The organism is Pusillimonas sp. NJUB218, from assembly GCF_003788685.1.
GTDB lineage: Bacteria > Pseudomonadota > Gammaproteobacteria > Burkholderiales > Burkholderiaceae_B > Neopusillimonas.
Map to the genome: position 1 here is coordinate 178,027 of NZ_NQMK01000005.1, position 18,763 is coordinate 196,789.

Sequence of the window (18,763 nt, forward strand, 5' to 3'; positions counted from 1 at the left end):
AACTACTCCAACGGCAGTATCAGACGGAACTCGGTATGACCCGGGTGGGAATCGAACTCGATCACCCCGCCATGTTGCTGCACAAATTCCTGGGCAAGACTGAGCCCCAAACCACTCCCGCTGGCACGACCCGTCACCAGCGGATGAAAAACTTTGTCGTGAAGATCGGGCGCCACGCCAGGCCCGTTATCGATCACGGAAACAATGACGCCCATCTTGACCGGCCGGGTGGCCAGCACCAACTGACGCCCAATTCGGGTACGAAACACCAGACGCGGCGGTGCTGCCCCGGGCGTTTCGGTGAGCGCCTGGCAAGCGTTTCGCGCGATATTCAGCAAGGCCTGAACTAGGCGCGGCAGGTCGCCCAGCACGTCGGGCACAGACGCATCGTAGTCACGTACAAACTGGATTTTTTGCGCATATTCAGCGCTGACCAGCGTATACACGCGCTCGCACACCTCGTGAATATTGAAGGGCTTACGCACCAGCGTGTCGCCTTGTGGCGCAATCAGGCGGTCGATCAAGCTGCTAAGTCGGTCGGCCTCGGCCACAATGACGCGGGTGTATTCGCGCAGCGCCGAGTCGTCGAGCTCAACCTCGAGCAGTTGTGCCGCGCCGCGCAAACCACCCAACGGGTTCTTGACCTCATGCGCCAGGTTGCGCAGCGACTCGCGCTGGATATTGAGCTCTTTGGTCAGCTGCAGCGTGCGATCGAGCATATCGTGCTGGTCGAGGCTGCGGACTTCGAGCAACGCTACCCAAGGCTGATGTTCAAGCGGCACCAGCACCAAGCCGACAGGTACGCTCTGCCCCGTTGACGTTCGGATGGCGGCGTCTTGACGCAAAATGCCGAATCGGCCCGCCAGGGCGTCGGTAAAACGATGCGCCAGCGCCTCGTCGGCATGAAACAACGCCTGCGCAGGGACGCCCTGCATTTGGCGTCGCGACACGCCGAACAACTCTTCGGCGCTGCTGTTGGCAAAGGCCACCTGGCCTTTGCCATCGAGCAGCAAAACTGCGGTAGCGAGCAGATCGTAACTTTCGGGGTGCGTCATGTCACGATCCACCCTGCCCGGTTTACAGGCTGTAGTACATGTCGAATTCGACCGGATGCGAAGTCATGCGCAAGCGGGTGACTTCGGCCATTTTCAGGTCGATATAGGCATCGAGCATGTCGTTGCTGAACACACCACCACGGGTCAGGAACTCGCGGTCGGCATCGAGTGCAGCCAAAGCTTCTTCCAGAGAGGCGCAAACGGTCGGGATTTTTGCGTCTTCTTCGGGCGGCAGGTCGTACAGATTCTTGTCGGCTGGGTCGCCGGGGTGAATCTTGTTCTGTACACCGTCCAGACCGGCCATCATGAGGGCCGAGAACGCCAGGTAGGGGTTGGCCAAAGGATCGGGGAAGCGCGCTTCGACACGACGGGCCTTGGGGCTGCCGACGTAAGGAATACGGATGGACGCCGAACGGTTACGGGCCGAGTAAGCCAACTTGACGGGCGCTTCGTAGTGCGGCACAAGGCGCTTGTACGAGTTGGTACCGGGGTTGGTGATGGCGTTAAGCGCACGTGCATGCTTGATGATGCCGCCGATGTAATACAGGGCGAATTCAGACAAACCAGCGTAACCGTTACCGGCAAACAGGTTTTGACCGTCTTTCCAGATGGACTGGTGAACGTGCATACCCGAACCGTTATCACCCACGATAGGCTTGGGCATGAATGTGGCTGTTTTACCGTAAACGTTGGCAACGTTATGGATGGTGTACTTCAAAATCTGGTTCCAGTCGGCGCGCTCGACCAGCGTGCTGAATTTGGTGCCGATTTCGAGCTGGCCGGGGCCGGCTACTTCGTGGTGGTGCACTTCAACGGGCACGCCTTGCTGTTCGAGCAGCAAGCACATTTCGGAGCGCATGTCGGCGAAAGAATCGACCGGGGGCACAGGCACGTAACCGCCTTTGACGCTGGGGCGATGGCCCAGGTTACCGCCTTCAAGCTCAAGGCCGCGCGACCATGAACCTTCTTCAGACTTGATCTTGACGAAGCAACCGGACGCATCGTCGTTCCAGGTAATGCCGTCAAAAACGAAAAATTCGGGCTCGGGACCAAAATAGGCAGTATCGCCCAGGCCGCTGGACTTCAGGTAGGCTTCGGCGCGCTTGGCCAGCGAACGCGGGTCGCGATCGTAACCTTTCAGATCCGACGGCTCGACAACGTCACATGTCAGGATCAGGGTGTTCTCTTCACGGAACGGATCCATACGTGCCGATTTGGCATCGGGGATCAGCAGCATGTCGGAGGCTTCAATGCCCTTCCAGCCCGAAATCGAAGAACCGTCGAAAGCCTGGCCGGCTTCGAGTTTTTCTTCATCGACCGTATGGGCAGGCACCGTCATGTGGTGCTCGCGACCAAGCGTGTCGGTAAAACGAAAGTCCACAAAGGCGACTTCCTTGTCTGCAATGAACTTCACAACATCTTCTGGGGTGGACATAAGAACTCCTGAGCAATGAGGGGTCAACAATTCGATACTGCGTACGCCTATACAAGCAATAAGCGTGCCAACTTTTAATTCGCCAAAATGGATGGGAAATGCACCACGGATAAATTAATTTGCCTGCTGCCGTGGCGACGACTGACTCACATTGGTGCATACGCACTATTATGGTGCGTTTTAAGGTGCGGTTGTACCGTTTTTACACATTAATCCAAAAATTCGGATTGCAGGTCATTTAGAAACTGCCACCCCAGCGCCGTGGCCTGGAAGCGAGTGGGATCGTCAACCAACAAGCCTTTGCGTACGGCGCGATCAACGGCCGGCGCAATGGCCGACACCGGTACGCCGGTACGTTCGGTAAACGTGGCAGCACTTACGCCGCTGCGCAGACGTAAGGCATTCAGCATGAATTCGAAGGGCAGGTCTTGCGCAGGTACGACATCGTCTTGCGCCAAATGACTGCCGTCGCGCTGGTGTACTTGCGTCATCCAACTGGCCGGATTTTTCAGGCGGGCCTGACGGATAATGCGATCGTGAAACGATAGCTTGCCATGTGCACCCGGGCCAATGCCTAAATAGTCGCCAAATTCCCAGTAGTTAAGGTTATGCAGGCAACGTTTGCCCGGACGGGCATAGGCCGAGACCTCGTAACGCTCGTACCCGGCCGCCGCCAGCGTGTCGGCGACCCGCTCTTGCATGATCGCCGCGTCGTCTTCCGACGGGATATTGGGCGGGTACTTGGCAAATACTGTGTTGGGTTCAAGCGTCAGGTTGTACAGCGACAGATGCTCGGTGCCGAACGCCAAAGCTTCGGCCAGGTCGGCATCACACTGATCCAGGGTTTGGTCGGGCAAGGCAAACATCAGATCTAAATTAACCCGGGGTACGGCCGCTTGCGCCATAGCGATGGCGGCACGCGCCTGGTCGGCGTCATGGATGCGCCCCAACGCTTTCAGGGCTGCATTACTGAAGCTTTGAATACCCAGCGAGATACGGCTGACGCCGCTCGCGGCAAAATCACGAAAACGACCTGCTTCGGCCGTGCCGGGGTTGGCTTCTAATGTGATTTCGGCACCGGGCAAAACGGTAAGGCAGGCGCGAAACATAGCCAACATTTGGTCAAGCGCTTGCGCCGACAGCAGGCTAGGCGTGCCGCCGCCAATAAATATCGACACGACCGGGCGGCCCCAAATCAAGGGTAACGCCTGCTCCAGGTCGGCCTGCAAGGCCGACAGATATTCGGCTTCGGGAAGATCGCCTTTAAGCTCGTGCGAATTGAAATCGCAATAAGGGCATTTGCGTACGCACCAGGGCACATGAACATACAGTGATAGCGGCGGCAGGCTGGTTAGCGTAATGCCGCTGCCTGCCGATAGCGCCACACCCGCGGGTGTGGCAGGGGCCGCACTAGCCGGAGCATTTGCCGGCTGTATGGGAATAATGGTGCGCATGAGGTTTAATGCCCAAGCCGGTCGGCCAACCGGGGCAACAACTGCTGCAGGGCTTGGCCGCGGTGGCTGGCACGGTTCTTTTCTTGAGCCGATAGCTCGGCCGCGGTTTTACCCAATGTCGGCAAATAGAAATGAGGGTCGTAACCGAAGCCATTGCCGCCTTTTGGGGCGTCGATGATTTCGCCAGGCCAAACGCCTTCGGCAATAATGGGTTGGGGATCGTCGGCCGAACTAACGTATACCAACACCGCCACATAACGCGCCTTGCGGTTACTTTGCCCGGCCAGCCGGCTGACCAGATACTGATTATTGGCCGCGTCAGACTTTTCAAAACCGTTTAACGCAGCAAAACGTGCCGAATACACCCCCGGTGCACCGCCCAGCGCGTCTACACACAGGCCAGAATCGTCGGCCAAAGCCGGCAAACCCGTTAATTTGCTGGCATGCCGGGCTTTGGCCAGGGCGTTTTCGACAAACGTACCAAAAGGCTCGTCGGCTTCGGGTACGCCAAGTTCGCCTTGGGGCACCATCTGAATCCCCGCAGGCGCGAGGATCTCAGAGAACTCTTTGAGCTTGCCAGCGTTATTCGAGGCCAGTACGACTTTTTGCATGGCCTTACCCTTTTGACTGCGCCAGATCGAGCGCCTGTTGCTGAAACTTGACCAGTTGCGCTACCCCGACGGTTGCCAGATCGAGCAAATCATCCAGCATCGGGCGATCGAAGGTTTCGCCTTCGGCAGTACCCTGCACTTCGACAAATTGCCCTTTACCGGTCATGACAATATTCATGTCGGCGTCGCACCCCGAGTCTTCAAGGTAATCGAGGTCAAGCACCGGGCGACCGTTGACCAAGCCCACCGACACAGCGGCTACGTGATCTTTAATGGGGTTGCGCTGGACCAGGCCGTTATTAAGCAAGGTACGTACCGCCAGGGCCGCAGCCACCCACGCGCCGGTAATGCTGGCGCAACGTGTGCCCCCGTCGGCTTGCAAAACGTCGCAATCCAGGTGCAAGGTACGTTCGCCCAGGGCTTCCAGATCGAACACGGCCCGCAGGCTGCGGCCGATAAGGCGCTGAATTTCTTGTGTTCGCCCGCTTTGTTTGCCCCGCGCGGCTTCGCGATCGGAACGGGTGTGCGTGGAGCGCGGTAACATACCGTATTCGGCGGTAACCCAGCCTTGGCCCTGCCCCTTTAAAAATGGCGGCACTTTTTCAAGAACGCTGGCGTTGCACAATACATGCGTGTCGCCGGCCTTAATAAGCACCGAGCCTTCGGCATGGCGTGTAAAACCGGTAACGATAGACAATGGGCGCAGAGCGTTGAGCTCGCGACCCGACGGGCGAGCGGCTTGAGTGACGGACAAAAGTGTATTCCTTTGAAGTTGGGCATTGCGAGCCGTTAACGGCATCACACAGCAACGGCCCGGTCAGACGCGGAAGAAGCGTCAATGTTAAAGCATTTCAGCGCGCGCCACGAACCACAACACAGGATACTTTCATGACTATTCGCAGTATGACCGCCTTCGGCAATGCCCGCACCGAAGGTCCCGACGGGATGGCCTCTCTTGAGGTGCGCAGCGTTAACAGCCGCTATCTGGACGTGACATTCCGGATGCCGGACGATTTGCGCTTTGCTGAAGGTGCCCTGCGCGAACGACTGTCGCAACAACTGACGCGTGGCAAGGTTGAGGTGCGGCTGTCGTATACCCGTACCCGCAGCGAAACGACCAAGGCACTGGATACAAGCTATTTACAGACAGTGGCCGAACAACTGGCGCAAGCCCGCGCAGTTTTGCCCGAAACGCCCTCGCCTGCCCTGGCTGAACTGATCAAAGGCTCAGGTGCTGGCGACGCCGAAGGTTTTGACCCCGAAGTATGGACGCAATTGTCGGTACAGGCGCTGGAAGCTGCGCTGGCAGACATGCAGGCCAACCGCGAACGCGAAGGTGCACGATTGGCGCAAATGATGCTCGATTGCGCAGCGTCGATCAACGACATTGTGGCCGAGGTTGAGGCCGCCTTGCCGCAAATGCTGTCCGACCACAAGTCCAAACTGGCCGCGCGTCTGCGCGAGGCGCTTGAAGCGGCAAACCCCGGCGGGTTTGCGCAAATTTCCGGCGCCGAATTGTCGGCTCGCATTGCACAAGAAACTTCATTGTTTTCGCTGCGGGTAGATGTCGCCGAAGAGCTGTCACGGCTGAAATCGCACCTGCACGAGCTCTCGCATGTATTGACGACCGGCGAGGCCAAAGCCGCGGGAACTGGCAAAGGTAAAAGCCCGGGCGGCAGCGTAGGCAAGCGGCTGGATTTTCTGTTCCAGGAAATGAACCGTGAAGCCAATACGCTGGGGTCAAAGGCGGCAGGTATTGAAGTAACGCGCGCAGCGATTGACTTGAAGTTGTTGATTGAGCAGATGCGGGAGCAGGCCCAGAATATTGAGTGATTTAAATCGATGTCAACTTATGTCAACATAACAAATAAAATCAATAGTTTATATAAAAACCAAACTCCATGGGTGTCTACTGATACCCACCAGAATCAAGTCTAAATCGGTGGGTATAATGGTGAGTATGATGTAATACCCACCAAGCCTGGTGGTGGGTACATTTGGAGGGGGTTATGGCAGAACTTACCAGCAAGGCCGTCAGCGCACGAATTAGGGGGGAGCCCGGACGGTTCGCCGATGGCAATGGCCTTTACCTTGTCGTTCCCAAAGTTGGTCGTGCGTACTGGATGTTGCGTTACACATCCAACGCAAAGCGCAAAGAAATGACTCTAGGCAAGGTGGACGACCTTTCGCTTGCAGATGCCCGAGTGGCGGCGGCTTTGCAGATGAAGCAACTCCGAGAGGGTCTTGACCCCCTCGTTGCAAAGAAGAGAGCCAGTTATGGCGAGATCAACTGCGTCGATGACCTTTTCAAGGACTGGCACGAAGGCAATAAAAAGCGCCTGAAGCACCACCACATCCCCTTCCGGGTCTACACAAAAGACATCGCCCCAGTCATTGGGCAAATACAACCAGCGGCTGTTACGGGGCGCGATATCAGGCAGATTCTGCGTAACATTACGGAAAGCGGCAGGCCAACGATTGCCAACGATGCGTTGCTGTACTGCAAGCAGATGTTTAATCACGCCATCAAACTAGACATCGTTTCCAGCAACCCTGCTTTTGCCTTTTCGGTAGACGATGCTGGCGGTATAGAAAAAAGCAGAGATAGAGCCCTGAGCTTCGAAGAGCTTACATTTGCGTTCAAGAAGTTCAGAGAAGAAGCAACTAGCTTTACCCGGGAAAACTACTTGGCCTGTGGGCTTTTAGTCTTGTTGGGCGTCAGAAAAGGCGAGCTAACGGAAGCAAAGTGGAGCGAATTCGACCTGAACGAAAAGGTTTGGTACCTGCCCAAAGAACGAAGCAAGTCGGGTATTGCCATTGACATCCCATTACCTGACTTAGCCATTCAGTGGCTAAACGAGCTTAAAGTGCGTGCATTTGGGTCTGACTATGTTTTCCCAAATAGGCGGTCGAGCAAAATGCCACACATGGGTAAAGACACCCTGAATCGGGCGATATGCAAACTGTTTGGTAGGGACCCTGGCAAAGATGTGCAACCTGAAAACAAAATGGAAGATCTGGCGCATTTCACCGTTCACGACTTACGACGCACCTGCCGGAGCTTGTTAGCTTCGCTAGGCGTTCCTGGGCACGTGGCAGAGCGGTGCTTGAACCATAAACTCAAAGGTGTAGAGGGCATTTACAATCGTCATGACTACTTCAATGAACGAAGGGAAGCTTTGGAGCTGCTTGCCAAGAAGCTCGCACCAATGATGTCAGGTTAGCCTAGGCAGGGATCGACCCGTTTTCCTCGTTAGGAATTTTCTGCCGACGATTAATTTGTTGCTCATATAACGCTAAAATACTGTTTCTATACACAGTAAAAATATGGGCAAACCCGTTCCAGTAAATCAAATGCCGGTAACTGTCTGGGGCATACCCAGCACAGTGCAATGCGGCTTTCCTAGCCCTGCTCAGGACCATGCCCAGAAACGGCTTGATCTAAATGATCTGTTGGTCAAGCAGCCCGACGCCACGTTCTTCATGCGCGTGCGTGGCGACTCCATGCGCGACGCTGGCATTCAAGACGGGGATTACGTCTTCGTGGATCGGTCAGTCACACCGGCTCATGGACGTGTTGTGGTGGCGGTAGTTGATGGGGAATACACCGTCAAACGCCTTTACAAGTGCAAAGGCGTGGTTCGGCTGGACTGCGCCAACCCTACGTTTGCCAACATTGAGCTTAAGGACGGGCAAGAGCTGTATGTCTGGAGAGTAGTGACATGGACGTTTCGACCACACACCAGCAGCGTATCGCCCTGATCGACGGCAACAGCTTTTACTGCTCCTGCGAGCGCGTGATGCGCCCAAGCCTCGAAGGCAAACCCCTGGTGGGGCTCAGCAACAACGATCTTATGGATCAAGTTTGTTAGTAGCATGCGTCATGCTTTTCCGACTCTTGATATCGGGGTTCATCGTCTCTTGTGGGCGAGTAGCAGGTCAAGGTCTAGGGGGTAAAAGGAGCGCAATGAAATCAATGACTGCATACTCGGTCTGGTATTCGTCCCACAGCAGCATGAGGGTCACGCCTTTTCGCTGCAACTCCTGCTAGATTCGACCATAGTCTGGCAGCACGTAGTCCGACCGCTTGACCGGCTTGCTTAGCAAACGGTGTTCTAGTTGCGTTTCGTCAAGGTCACGGATCGACGCCCAGTCCAGTCCAGTCCAGTCCAGCCCCGCCGCGCCGGCCAGGCCGATGTATTTGGCAACGACCCCTTTGGATATGTGCAAGGCCGTAGCAATGTGTTCACGCGACAACCTTGCCTGCAATTTGAGGCACAGTACATCTTTAATCTTACGCATAGTCATCCTTTGCGCGGGCATTGGCTTCTCCGTGGAAACCGGCAAGCGTACCCGCTTTAAGTTCGTTCTATGCGCAACACCGTCACGCCGCTGTAGGATGCCGTCACGGCATCGTGACCGGCCATTTCGCTATCGTGACCGCCCATTTCGGTCAAAGGCAAAAATCGGTCACGTTGGAGCGAAACCGTCGGTCACGTTCGGCCGAAATCAGTGGTCACGTTGCTCCGAAATACCCAGTCGCTGTATCGGTTCTTCTTCATGTGCCTCTCTCCGTCCAAGAGACCATTATCTCAAGTTACCGTAGATCCAAAAAGCCGGGACAGGCCACATCAACTAACCCGTCATATAACAAAATGGCCTAAGTGCTGCAAAACGTCGGATCAACGTGGGGATTTCCCTAGGTGCCTACCTATAAGACTAGCGGATACAAACCTCTTCACATAAAATGATACTAATGTCCACCTAATGGACATTTTGAAAATGACGGTATTGTGCGTCAATAAATAACCTGGAGTAGACAAATGAAGAAATTGAAGATTCTTGCCACGGCAACGCTCTTTACAGTCGCTTGCGCTCAAGCTTCAGCAACTGTAAAGGTTGGTTTCATGCTTCCGTACAGTGGCGCTTACGGAACAATCGGACAAACGATCGAAAATGCCTTCAAGCTTTATGTTGAAGAGCAAGGTGGAAAACTGGCAGGTCAAGATATCCAGTACTTTCGGGTCGATGACGAATCCAATCCATCAAAAGGTCCTGACAATGCAAATAGACTCATTAAACGAGACCAAGTTGATGTGCTGGTCGGGTCGGTGCACTCAGGCGTAGCAATGGCCTTAGCAAAGGCTGCTAAGGATGCGGGTGTAACACTAATTATTCCTAATGCAGGTGCTGATGCGATTACTGGCCCACTGTGCAGCAAAGGTGTATTCCGAACATCATTTTCAAATTGGCAACCAGGCTACGCGATGGGACCGGTCGCTATCGATAAGGGTTACAAGACTGCCGTCACAATCACTTGGAACTACGCTGCCGGCCAAGAATCGACCGATGGATTCAAAGAGGCTTTTGAAGAGAAAGGCGGAAAAGTAATCAGACACCTGACTGTACCCTTCCCTACCGTTGAGTTCCAGCCTCTATTGACGGAAATTGCGTCAATTAAGCCTGACGTTGTTTATACCTTCTTTGCGGGTAGTGGCGCAGTCAAATTTGTACAAGATTATGCCGGCGCAAACCTAGCTGCCAATATTCCACTATTAGGTAGCGGCTTCTTAACCGACGGTACTCTCGAAGCCCAAGGTGCTTCAGCTGATGGCCTTTTAACAACGCTTCATTACGCCGACAACTTAAACACTCCACGTGACAATGCTTTCCGCGCTAGTTTCTCGAAGCGCTATCCATCCAATCCGATTGACGTATACGCGATACAAGGTTACGACGCGGCGCAGTTACTTGACGCAGGCCTGAAAGCAGTTGGAGGCGACATCAAGAAACGCGATCAAATGCATGAAGCTATGAGCAACGCCGTGGTCGACAGCCCCCGAGGTCAATTCAAGTTGTCCGCTGCAGGCAATCCGATCCAAGATATTTATCTTCGCCAAGTAAAGAATGGCAAAAATGAAATCGTTAAAGTTGCTGTAGAGAAACTTGCCGACCCAGCACGGGGCTGCAAACTCTAATTTGTCTCGCCTCTTTTTTGACAATGATCAATTTATCGTCAAGAAAGAGGCACAAATCTTTAGAAAAGGAACGGTTGTGGACGTGGCCACTTACCTTATTCAGTGCCTGAACGCTGTCCAATATGGATTACTGCTATTTTTAGTAGCCAGTGGACTGACACTTATCTTCGGCATCATGGGCATTATTAACCTGGCACATGGTAGTTTCTACATGATCGGTGCCTATATGGCCTTTACTCTCCAGCCTTTGGTGGCGCAGTACCTGGGAGGGGGCTTCATTACTACTGTTCTGGTCTGCATTGTTCTGGCTGCCCTACTCGGCTATTTTCTTGAGTGGGCCTTCTACAGCTATCTGTACACACGCGACCACCTTCAACAGGTCCTTATGACCTATGGGCTGATTTTGGTTTTTGAGGAACTACGCAGCATTATCATCGACAACGATGTACACGGCGTATCGGCCCCAGAATGGCTCAGCGGTTCTATTCAACTTGGCGATCTCATGACATACCCAACTTACCGACTTTTCATATCGGCGGTTTGCATCATTGTTGCTGTCTTCATGTATTGGCTACTGTCACGCACCCGACTAGGCATGATGATCCGAGCCGGCGCCAGCAATCGGGAAATGATCAACTCACTGGGCATCGATATCAATCAACTGTTTCGTGTCGTATTTGCACTTGGCGTTGCTTTGGCTGCACTAGCGGGGGCAATTGCAGCACCAGTTTCATCGGTGTATCCAGGCATGGGGAATGCCGTCATCATTATCTGCTTTGTCGTCGTGGTCATCGGTGGCATCGGCTCGATTAAGGGTGCCTTTATCGCCGCAATGTTGATTGGATTTATCGACACTTTCGGTCAAATTCTATTTCCTCAGGTCGCCGGAGTTCTCGTCTACATAATGATGGCAACCATTCTCCTCTTCAAGCCTGAAGGGCTATTTAAACAAGGCTGATGCGAAATGAATTCAAAATCTCGCACTCTTTTGATGCTAACACTGGTTATTGTTATCGCCTTTTTACCAATGATAACAACCGCCTACTACACGACGTTGATCATCAAAGTCATGATCTACAGTATTTTTGCACTGAGCCTTCAATTACTGGTTGGATGCACAGGTTTGATCAGCCTAGGACACGCCGCTTTTTTTGGAGTTTCTGCTTACGCAGTCACGCTACTGTCGCCCGAATTCGCGGCTGGCAACCTTTTATGGCTTGTGCCTGTAGCGGTGATATCTGCCATGGTTTACGCCTTAATCACAGGTCCTTTAGCCCTGAAAACCAAAGGGGTGTACTTCATCATGGTCACGCTAGCATTTGCGCAAATGGCCTACTACGTCTTTCACGACACCAAACTCGGGGGTGGTACTGACGGCATTTATCTGAATACGCGCCCAGAATTACGAATCGGAGACGCTGTTCTTCTCGACATCAGTAGCAATTACTCGTTTTATGTCTTTACCCTCGGATGCCTGATATTTACTTGGGGTTTTCTGACCATCCTCATGCGTTCACGGTTCGGAGCGGCGCTAACAGGTATACACGTCAACGAACAGCGTATGCGAGCTGTCGGGTATTCGACCTTTGGTTACAAGCTCACCGCTTACATCGTAGCGGCAGGATTTGGCGGCCTTGCAGGAGTGCTGTACGCGATTAAGGACGGCTACGTCAATCCGGAATTGCTGAGCTGGGAGCAATCGGGCATTGTTCTATTCATGGTCATTCTGGGGGGGACCAGTCGACTATGGGGTGCGATGATCGGAGCAGCTGGCCTCATTTTTCTGCAAGAACTCTTCCAATCAGAAGCAATTTTTGGCGCGTTTGCCGTCCACTGGCACCTAACTTTTGGTCTCACCGTGATCGCGCTGGTGGCACTTATGCCGACAGGTTTGATCGGTCTGCCGAAACAGCTCAGTAAAAGACGTGGCAAAAAAAAACCATCACCAACAGTACGCTCAGCAACAGTACATTAAGGTCTAGGCATGTCTCAAACACTTTTATCAGCAAAAAACATAACACGACGCTTCGGAGGCTTAATCGCCATTAACAACGCATCACTCAACCTAAATCAGGGTGCTGTCCATGCAGTGATCGGTACGAACGGTGCGGGAAAGTCCACACTTGTCAGTGTGCTATCAGGTGAAATCCCACCCAACGAGGGTCAAATTAAGATGTTGGATAAAGACATAACAGACTGGTCACAACCAGATCGAGCTCAAGCAGGCCTCGGACGAAGCTATCAACGCACAACAATCTTCCCCTCCTTATCAGTCCACGAAAACTGTCGAATTTCCGCGCAATCCAAGCACCAGAAATTCTGGAATTGGGGCACACCACATACAAAATGTGACTTTACTAATGAAGCTGCCAGTCACGCACTGGAGCTCGCGGGTTTATCACAGTTTGCCCATCGCAAAGCTGGCCTTCTTTCTCATGGTGGAAAACGCCAACTCGAAATCGCGATGTGTCTCGCCACTCGACCCAAAGTGCTCCTACTCGATGAGCCACTCGCTGGCATGGGGGCAGAAGAAACCGATCGCATGCTTGGCCTATTAAACGACCTAAAGAAAGAACATGCTGTCTTACTAGTCGAACATGACATGGATGCTGTTTTTCGCATTTCCGACGAAATCACCGTTATGGTGAACGGATGCGTAATCGCTCATGGTGAACCTGAGGAAATCCGCAATAACCCCGATGTGCAAACAGCTTACTTGGGGGATGAAGCATGAGCAGTTTGATCGAAGCAAAAAGTCTAAACACCCACTACGGTGAGAGCCATATTCTGTTTGATGTCAATTTTAAAATTAATCCTGGTGAATCTGTTGGTCTACTAGGTCGAAACGGCATGGGAAAGAGCACATTGATCAGAACTCTTATGGGACATGTACGACCTAGCTCTGGACAAATCAAAATCCGAGGTGATGACCACACACGCTCAGCACCTCATCAAGTATCACGCCTCGGCGTAGCTTATGTACCCGAAGGCAGAGGTATTTTTCCAAACCTAAATGTTCGCGAAAACCTACTGGTCGCAGCTCGTCCCGGAGTTAACGAACGCAACGACTGGAGCTACGATCGTGTTCTAGAGACATTTCCAAGGCTTACAGAGCGGCTTGGGCACGGTGGACAACAGCTGTCGGGGGGTGAACAGCAGATGCTAGCGATTGGTCGTGCCTTAATGACGAACCCGGACGTGTTAATCCTTGATGAAGCAACAGAGGGACTAGCGCCCCTCATTATCGCCGAGATATGGCGCATTATCGGAACGATTCGTGAAACTGGCGTAGCCACCCTGATCGTTGATCGGAATTATCGCAAGGTACTGGCCAACACGGACCGCTGCGTTGTCCTTGAGAAAGGTGTGGTTGTCCATGAAAAACAGAGTGCAGCCCTAATTCAACAACCTGAATTGTTAACTCAATATCTAGGCGTTTGAAATACCTCCAAAAGCATACAGAGCCCGAGATGCTCACCTTTCTATTCAACTCAATTCGCTCTTAAGCCTAGTTTCTCAACTAAACCTTTAAATGTAATGAATCAATTATCAGTAACTGTTGTCAATAAAATCTTTGAAGCCGTTGATATCATCAGCCTTGAATTAGCCGAAGTAGACGGAAAACAACTACCATACTTCACCGCGGGTGCGCATATAGACGTACACCTGCCTGGTGGAATCGTTAGGCAGTATTCACTGCTGAACGATTCCACCGAAAGTCACCGCTATGTAATCGCTGTACTGAAAGATGCCGAGTCAAGAGGGGGCTCAGTCGCTATCCATAAAAAAATCAAAGTGGGCGACGTACTAAGAATTAGCACGCCGAAAAATCACTTTCCGCTCATTAGTGCAAATCAAAGCTTGCTGTTAGCTGGCGGTATTGGTGTAACCCCGATTTTGAGTATGGCACACCAACTGAATCGCATCAATGCTGCTTTCAGAATGCACTACTGTACTCGGTCACGTGAACGTACTGCATTCCTGGACACGATTCAATCATCAGAGTTTTCAGACCGCGTTCATTTCCACTTCGACGACGGTGATGATGCTCAGAAACTTGATCTCAAAACATTAATGGCTAAACCTTCGCCAACAACTCATCTTTATGTGTGCGGCCCAAAAGGATTTATCGACTATGTCGTCGACTCAGCCAAAGAAGCCGGGTGGTCGAGTGACCAAATCCATTTTGAATACTTCGGAGCAGGGGAAATCGATACCAGCGGCGACAAAGTCTTCAAGGTAAAAATCGCTAGTTCGGGAACTATTCTTGATGTCGCACCGGGTAAGTCAATTACAAGGGTGCTGGAAGAGAATGACGTATTCATACCCGTGTCTTGTGAGGAGGGCGTTTGCGGAACTTGTCTTACTCGCGTTATCGAAGGTGAACCTGATCACCGTGATTTATACCTGACGGATGCAGAGAAAACAGCTAACAACCAGATTCTGCCCTGCTGCTCTAGAGCTAAGTCAGCAATGCTTACGCTTGATCTGTAGGTCGTCAACCATTCCTCAAATGGCACAAAGCAAGCCCTTCTCGTCCGGGAATTATAAGCTCCACCTAACAAAAATGCGGCCCAGTCGTTCGTCGCGATGGCACAGCGATCGAATGCTGGGGTCCAGGCCATGAACCAGAACAATGGACTCAAGCAAAAGCACCACTGTACAAATATAGTTAGACCTGCTCAGATTTCAAATATGTAGGAGTTGGCCTCACCAGCACCCCCCAAAAATGTCTTGTTGCAGTCGGATCTCATTGTAGTGGCGACATCGGTCTTCGATGATGACCCGGGCTTCCAAGCGATTGCGGAACCATTCCATCGACAGGCATTCGTCGCGGAATTTTCCGTTAAAGCTCTCGTTGGTGCCGTTCTGCCATGGCTTGCCCGGTTCGATCAGAACCGTTTCGAGTTTTTCATCCACGGCCCATTGCAACAGCTGCGTGCTCACAAACTCCGGACCGTTGTCGCTTCGAAGGTATTAGGGCGAGCCATGCAAGCTCACCAAACGGCTAAGCACGTCGATCACGCGGTTGGCCCGAATGCTTACGGCCACGTCAATGGCGACGCATTCCCAGGTGTATTCGTTCACGACGGTCAAACATTTAAGTGTCTGACCGTTGGCGCAGGCGTCGTACACGAAGTCGTAACTCCAAACGCTCTTTCTGCCGTTAGGAAGACACGGGCGACACTGGGTGCCAGCCACGCGGAGTCGTTTGCGTTTTGCCGGCACTTGCAAACCAGCTTGACCCCACAGGCGTGAGCATCGTTCTTTGCCAACCTGAATGCCCCCACGACCCAGAAAGATACGAATACGGCGCGAACCAAAACGTGGGTACTATGATAATCGTTGCATAGCCTGAATCACCGGGGCGTCCTTTACGGGCATCTTTAATGTGTAATACAAACCACAGCGGGAGACATTCATCAGCGCACAGGCCCGACGCTGGCATACGCCACGGGAAATGGCGTATCGTGCCTGCATTAATCGGCCCTGTACGCTCACCACTTTTTTGCGTTGATCTCCTTCATCACGTCGATCTCAAGCTCCCTGTCAACCAGCAGCTTCCGCAGCCGGGCGTTCTCGGCTTCCAGCGTTTTTAGCCGCTTCACTTCGTCCGTTTCCAGGCTGCCAAATTTCTTGCGCTAGGCATATATCGTCGCTTCGCTTATACCGTGGCGCTTGGCGACCTCGGCCACCGTATCCTTGTCAGTTTCGCGCACGATTCGAACAATCTGTTCATCGCCGTATCGGGCTTCATATTCCTCTCTCCGCCTAAGAGGCCATTGTCTCAAGTTACAGTGGATCGAAAAGGCCGGGACAAGTCACAGATTCTCAATCCACCCACCGAGTCTATTAATATAAGGTTATTTGGATACCATATATTCGCTAAGGCAACGTAAATCACATAGCTGACAATCCACCATCAACCATAAAGGTCGCTCCTGTAACGAAGGAGGCCTCATCCGAAGCCAACCAAAGAATTGGCCATGCAATTTCCTCTGGCGAAGCCCAACGACCAAGCAGTGATGTGACACTACGCTCAGTTTTAAGCTGATCAACACTCTTACCCTTCGCTTCTGCTTTAGCAATATGAAATTCCGTTAGGGTTGAGCCAGGGCAAACAACATTGGCTCTGACCCCATGGCATGCTTCCTCATGAGCCAAAGTACGTGTAAACGCCAATTGTCCTGCTTTGGTGGTGTCGTAAAGACCCATTCCTTTACGCCCACTAACTGCGTAGCATGACGAAACATTCACAATGCTGCCTCTCCCTGATTGACGCAGATACGGCAAAGATGCTCGGCAATAATTAGCATTTCCAAACAAGTTCACGGATACCACGGCGTTCCACTCATCTAAAGTGGCCTCACCCAATGTCGAATAATTCCGACAAGCAGCGTTATTTACAAGGACGTCTAATCCGCCGGAGAAGTCAACACAATGCTGAACTGCCAACTGAGCCAACTCAGCTGACGAAACATCTGCCACAAAGCTTGAAATCAAAGCGTCAGGAATTGTTGACCTCACTAAATCTACCGTAAGTTCCAGCGACTGCCTATCACTATCGACAATCGTGACAATTGCCCCTTCAGAACAAAACAATCGAGCACATGCTGAGCCGATACCAGCACCACCTCCGGTAATCAACGCTTTCTTTTTACTTAATCTACCCACTTAAAACACCCCTTCAAATGGTGCACCTAAATTGAACAAGATCTATCAGACTGTATAAATTGGCTTGTCCAAGTTGTTGTTCAGATGCGCACGCGCCCACTCAACTGGATTCACAGATCGATCCAGTAGAACGCCGGCTGAACGTACATGCTGCGCCGCCGCATCTAACGCAGGGGGCTGCTCTCCTTTCTCCATCCCAATTACCGCATCGTGAAGCATCCGTCTTGCCATCACAATTGCCCTATCAGTAGGCAACAAATGTTCGGCTTCTCGATCCTGAATTGGCCCCATACTCTCTTGCAATGATGAGTCCTGAAGTGCAAAACCAAAGACGCCACTATATGAACGCTTATCTTTCTGCGCCTGTCGATCAATCAAATAGTCATTGTCCTTATTGGCCTTAGGTCTCAGAGAGCCCTCCTCGTACTCTACGTGGATTCCCTTGCCGAGCTCGAGCTCACGGCGCTCCTCGTCTGAGAGAGGTTTGTGGGGATGGAAGTTGACGCTCCAAACCCAGCAATTATGATCATCCATCGGCACGAAAATGTGACCTGCCATGGAATGGTCGCCAAACGGGGCAATCAATGTGTACCAGGGGAACAACCATTGCGTGATTCGCCAGTAATATGAATCTTCCTCTCCGTTCCTACGGCCGAACAGAGTCAATCCAAATGGCATCTTTTCGATTTCGAACACCACATTGCCGTCTGCCTTGATGTAATCAAGCGCCTTTGTGCCTTGGTGCATTGGATCAATATCCACTTCGTAACGGTGCACATATGAAACGTGCGCAGTATCGATACCACCTTCCATAGCCTGCAAATAGTTACACTCCTGCCAGCGTCGCGACACATGGACATGACTTTCTGGCAAAGTCACCCACTCCAGATCAACAGGTGGCGGCATGCGATCTTTTGATCCCATGTAGGCCCACACAATTCCACCACGCTCAATGCACGGATATGACTTGATATGCATATGGGCGCAAGCCTTTGGCGAGGATGGCACGTCAACACATTGACCATTTCGGTCAAACTTCACACCGTGATATGCGCAGCGAATCCCATTCTCTTCGTTACGACCGAAAAAAAGAGACACCCCTCGGTGAGAACAAAACTCATCGATGATTCCTGGATTGCCATCTGTATCGCGAAATGCCAAGAGCTTTTCACTCAATACCTGCACACGGACGGGGGGGCAATCGGGCTCAGCGATCTCATTGGACTTCAGGATAGGTATCCAATAACACCTCATCAAACTACCCATGCGGGTCCCTGAACCAGTACGAACTAATGTTTCCGACATTTCTAAATTCATGATGTTTAACTCCTTTGATTGGTTGGCAAATGTCCGTCTAGCAAGATAAGTATCCATTGTACGGATATTTATGGCAACTTAAAATGCGGGTTATTACTTAGTTATAGGCTGTCGGATAGGCCAGACTATGGCTCGCAAAGGAACATTGGCTAACAATGAAAAACCCCGAGCTTCCTATCGGCAGCTCGGGGTTTCAGAGTCAAACAGCAAAGAAATATATCTACAGTTAGGATCAAAA

17 protein-coding genes and 1 pseudogene are annotated in these 18,763 nt (G+C 52.2%); 9 read left to right on the forward strand and 9 right to left on the reverse strand.

Going from position 1 to position 18,763, the window contains the following annotated elements; genetic code table 11:
- Positions 1 to 2 precede the first annotated feature (2 nt).
- The 5 genes from glnL to rph all read right to left on the reverse strand — a co-directional run bounded on the left by glnL (position 3) and on the right by rph (position 5,309).
- A complete protein-coding gene (gene glnL / locus CHR62_RS08525) occupies positions 3 to 1,055 on the reverse strand; it encodes a nitrogen regulation protein NR(II) (protein ID WP_123660640.1) in 1,053 nt (350 codons plus the stop codon).
- Between the two features lie 22 nt (positions 1,056 to 1,077).
- The gene (gene glnA / locus CHR62_RS08530; protein ID WP_123660641.1) at positions 1,078 to 2,490 is read right to left on the reverse strand and encodes a type I glutamate--ammonia ligase; all 1,413 of its coding nucleotides are present in this window, start codon (positions 2,488 to 2,490) and stop codon (positions 1,078 to 1,080) included.
- A gap of 209 nt (positions 2,491 to 2,699) precedes the next feature.
- Positions 2,700 to 3,944 (reverse strand): radical SAM family heme chaperone HemW, encoded by a 1,245-nt coding sequence (hemW, locus tag CHR62_RS08535; protein WP_123660642.1) that lies wholly within the window; start codon positions 3,942 to 3,944, stop codon positions 2,700 to 2,702.
- Between the two features lie 5 nt (positions 3,945 to 3,949).
- Positions 3,950 to 4,555, reverse strand: coding sequence for an RdgB/HAM1 family non-canonical purine NTP pyrophosphatase (rdgB, locus tag CHR62_RS08540; RefSeq protein ID WP_123660643.1), 606 nt, complete (start codon positions 4,553 to 4,555; stop codon positions 3,950 to 3,952).
- A 4-nt stretch (positions 4,556 to 4,559) separates the two neighbouring features.
- Positions 4,560 to 5,309: a ribonuclease PH gene (gene rph / locus CHR62_RS08545; protein ID WP_233574917.1), complete on the reverse strand. Its 750-nt coding sequence runs from the start codon at positions 5,307 to 5,309 to the stop codon at positions 4,560 to 4,562.
- Between the two features lie 134 nt (positions 5,310 to 5,443).
- On the opposite strand from rph, the gene CHR62_RS08550 reads away from it, so the two are divergent.
- The 3 genes from CHR62_RS08550 to CHR62_RS08560 all read left to right on the forward strand — a co-directional run bounded on the left by CHR62_RS08550 (position 5,444) and on the right by CHR62_RS08560 (position 8,317).
- Positions 5,444 to 6,388 carry a YicC/YloC family endoribonuclease gene (locus CHR62_RS08550; RefSeq protein WP_123660644.1) on the forward strand — a complete coding sequence of 315 codons (945 nt, stop codon included), beginning with the start codon at positions 5,444 to 5,446 and terminating at the stop codon, positions 6,386 to 6,388.
- A gap of 176 nt (positions 6,389 to 6,564) precedes the next feature.
- Positions 6,565 to 7,779, forward strand: coding sequence for a site-specific integrase (locus tag CHR62_RS08555; RefSeq protein ID WP_119442588.1), 1,215 nt, complete (start codon positions 6,565 to 6,567; stop codon positions 7,777 to 7,779).
- Positions 7,780 to 7,909: 130 nt separating this feature from the next.
- The gene (locus tag CHR62_RS08560) at positions 7,910 to 8,317 is read left to right on the forward strand and encodes a LexA family transcriptional regulator (protein ID WP_233574918.1); all 408 of its coding nucleotides are present in this window, start codon (positions 7,910 to 7,912) and stop codon (positions 8,315 to 8,317) included.
- A 285-nt stretch (positions 8,318 to 8,602) separates the two neighbouring features.
- On the opposite strand, the gene CHR62_RS08565 is transcribed toward CHR62_RS08560, so the two are convergent.
- Positions 8,603 to 8,857, reverse strand: coding sequence for a hypothetical protein (locus CHR62_RS08565; RefSeq protein ID WP_123660646.1), 255 nt, complete (start codon positions 8,855 to 8,857; stop codon positions 8,603 to 8,605).
- Positions 8,858 to 9,378: 521 nt separating this feature from the next.
- Between CHR62_RS08565 and CHR62_RS08570 the strand changes: the two genes are divergently transcribed.
- The 6 genes from CHR62_RS08570 (at position 9,379) to CHR62_RS08595 (ending at position 15,027) form a co-directional block, all read left to right on the forward strand.
- Entirely contained in the window at positions 9,379 to 10,533 is a 1,155-nt protein-coding gene (locus CHR62_RS08570) for an ABC transporter substrate-binding protein (protein WP_123660647.1), read from the forward strand.
- 76 nt (positions 10,534 to 10,609) lie between these two features.
- Positions 10,610 to 11,491 carry a branched-chain amino acid ABC transporter permease gene (locus CHR62_RS08575; RefSeq protein WP_123660673.1) on the forward strand — a complete coding sequence of 294 codons (882 nt, stop codon included), beginning with the start codon at positions 10,610 to 10,612 and terminating at the stop codon, positions 11,489 to 11,491.
- A gap of 6 nt (positions 11,492 to 11,497) precedes the next feature.
- Positions 11,498 to 12,508: a branched-chain amino acid ABC transporter permease gene (locus CHR62_RS08580; protein WP_179950537.1), complete on the forward strand. Its 1,011-nt coding sequence runs from the start codon at positions 11,498 to 11,500 to the stop codon at positions 12,506 to 12,508.
- Between the two features lie 9 nt (positions 12,509 to 12,517).
- Positions 12,518 to 13,267 carry an ABC transporter ATP-binding protein gene (locus CHR62_RS08585; protein ID WP_119442584.1) on the forward strand — a complete coding sequence of 250 codons (750 nt, stop codon included), beginning with the start codon at positions 12,518 to 12,520 and terminating at the stop codon, positions 13,265 to 13,267.
- Positions 13,264 to 13,974, forward strand: coding sequence for an ABC transporter ATP-binding protein (locus CHR62_RS08590; RefSeq protein WP_119442583.1), 711 nt, complete (start codon positions 13,264 to 13,266; stop codon positions 13,972 to 13,974). Before CHR62_RS08585 ends, CHR62_RS08590 begins: the two co-directional genes overlap by 4 nt.
- Positions 13,975 to 14,070: 96 nt before the next feature.
- Positions 14,071 to 15,027, forward strand: coding sequence for a PDR/VanB family oxidoreductase (locus tag CHR62_RS08595; RefSeq protein WP_123660648.1), 957 nt, complete (start codon positions 14,071 to 14,073; stop codon positions 15,025 to 15,027).
- Positions 15,028 to 15,276: 249 nt separating this feature from the next.
- On the opposite strand, the pseudogene CHR62_RS15820 reads toward CHR62_RS08595, so the two are convergent.
- The 3 genes and pseudogenes from CHR62_RS15820 to CHR62_RS08615 form a co-directional block, all read right to left on the reverse strand.
- Positions 15,277 to 16,325: pseudogene (locus CHR62_RS15820) on the reverse strand (IS3 family transposase); the annotation flags it as partial.
- A 109-nt stretch (positions 16,326 to 16,434) separates the two neighbouring features.
- Entirely contained in the window at positions 16,435 to 17,208 is a 774-nt protein-coding gene (locus CHR62_RS08610) for an SDR family NAD(P)-dependent oxidoreductase (RefSeq protein WP_119443159.1), read from the reverse strand.
- A 45-nt stretch (positions 17,209 to 17,253) separates the two neighbouring features.
- Positions 17,254 to 18,525, reverse strand: coding sequence for a Rieske 2Fe-2S domain-containing protein (locus CHR62_RS08615; RefSeq protein ID WP_119443158.1), 1,272 nt, complete (start codon positions 18,523 to 18,525; stop codon positions 17,254 to 17,256).
- Between the last annotated feature and the right edge of the window lie 238 nt (positions 18,526 to 18,763).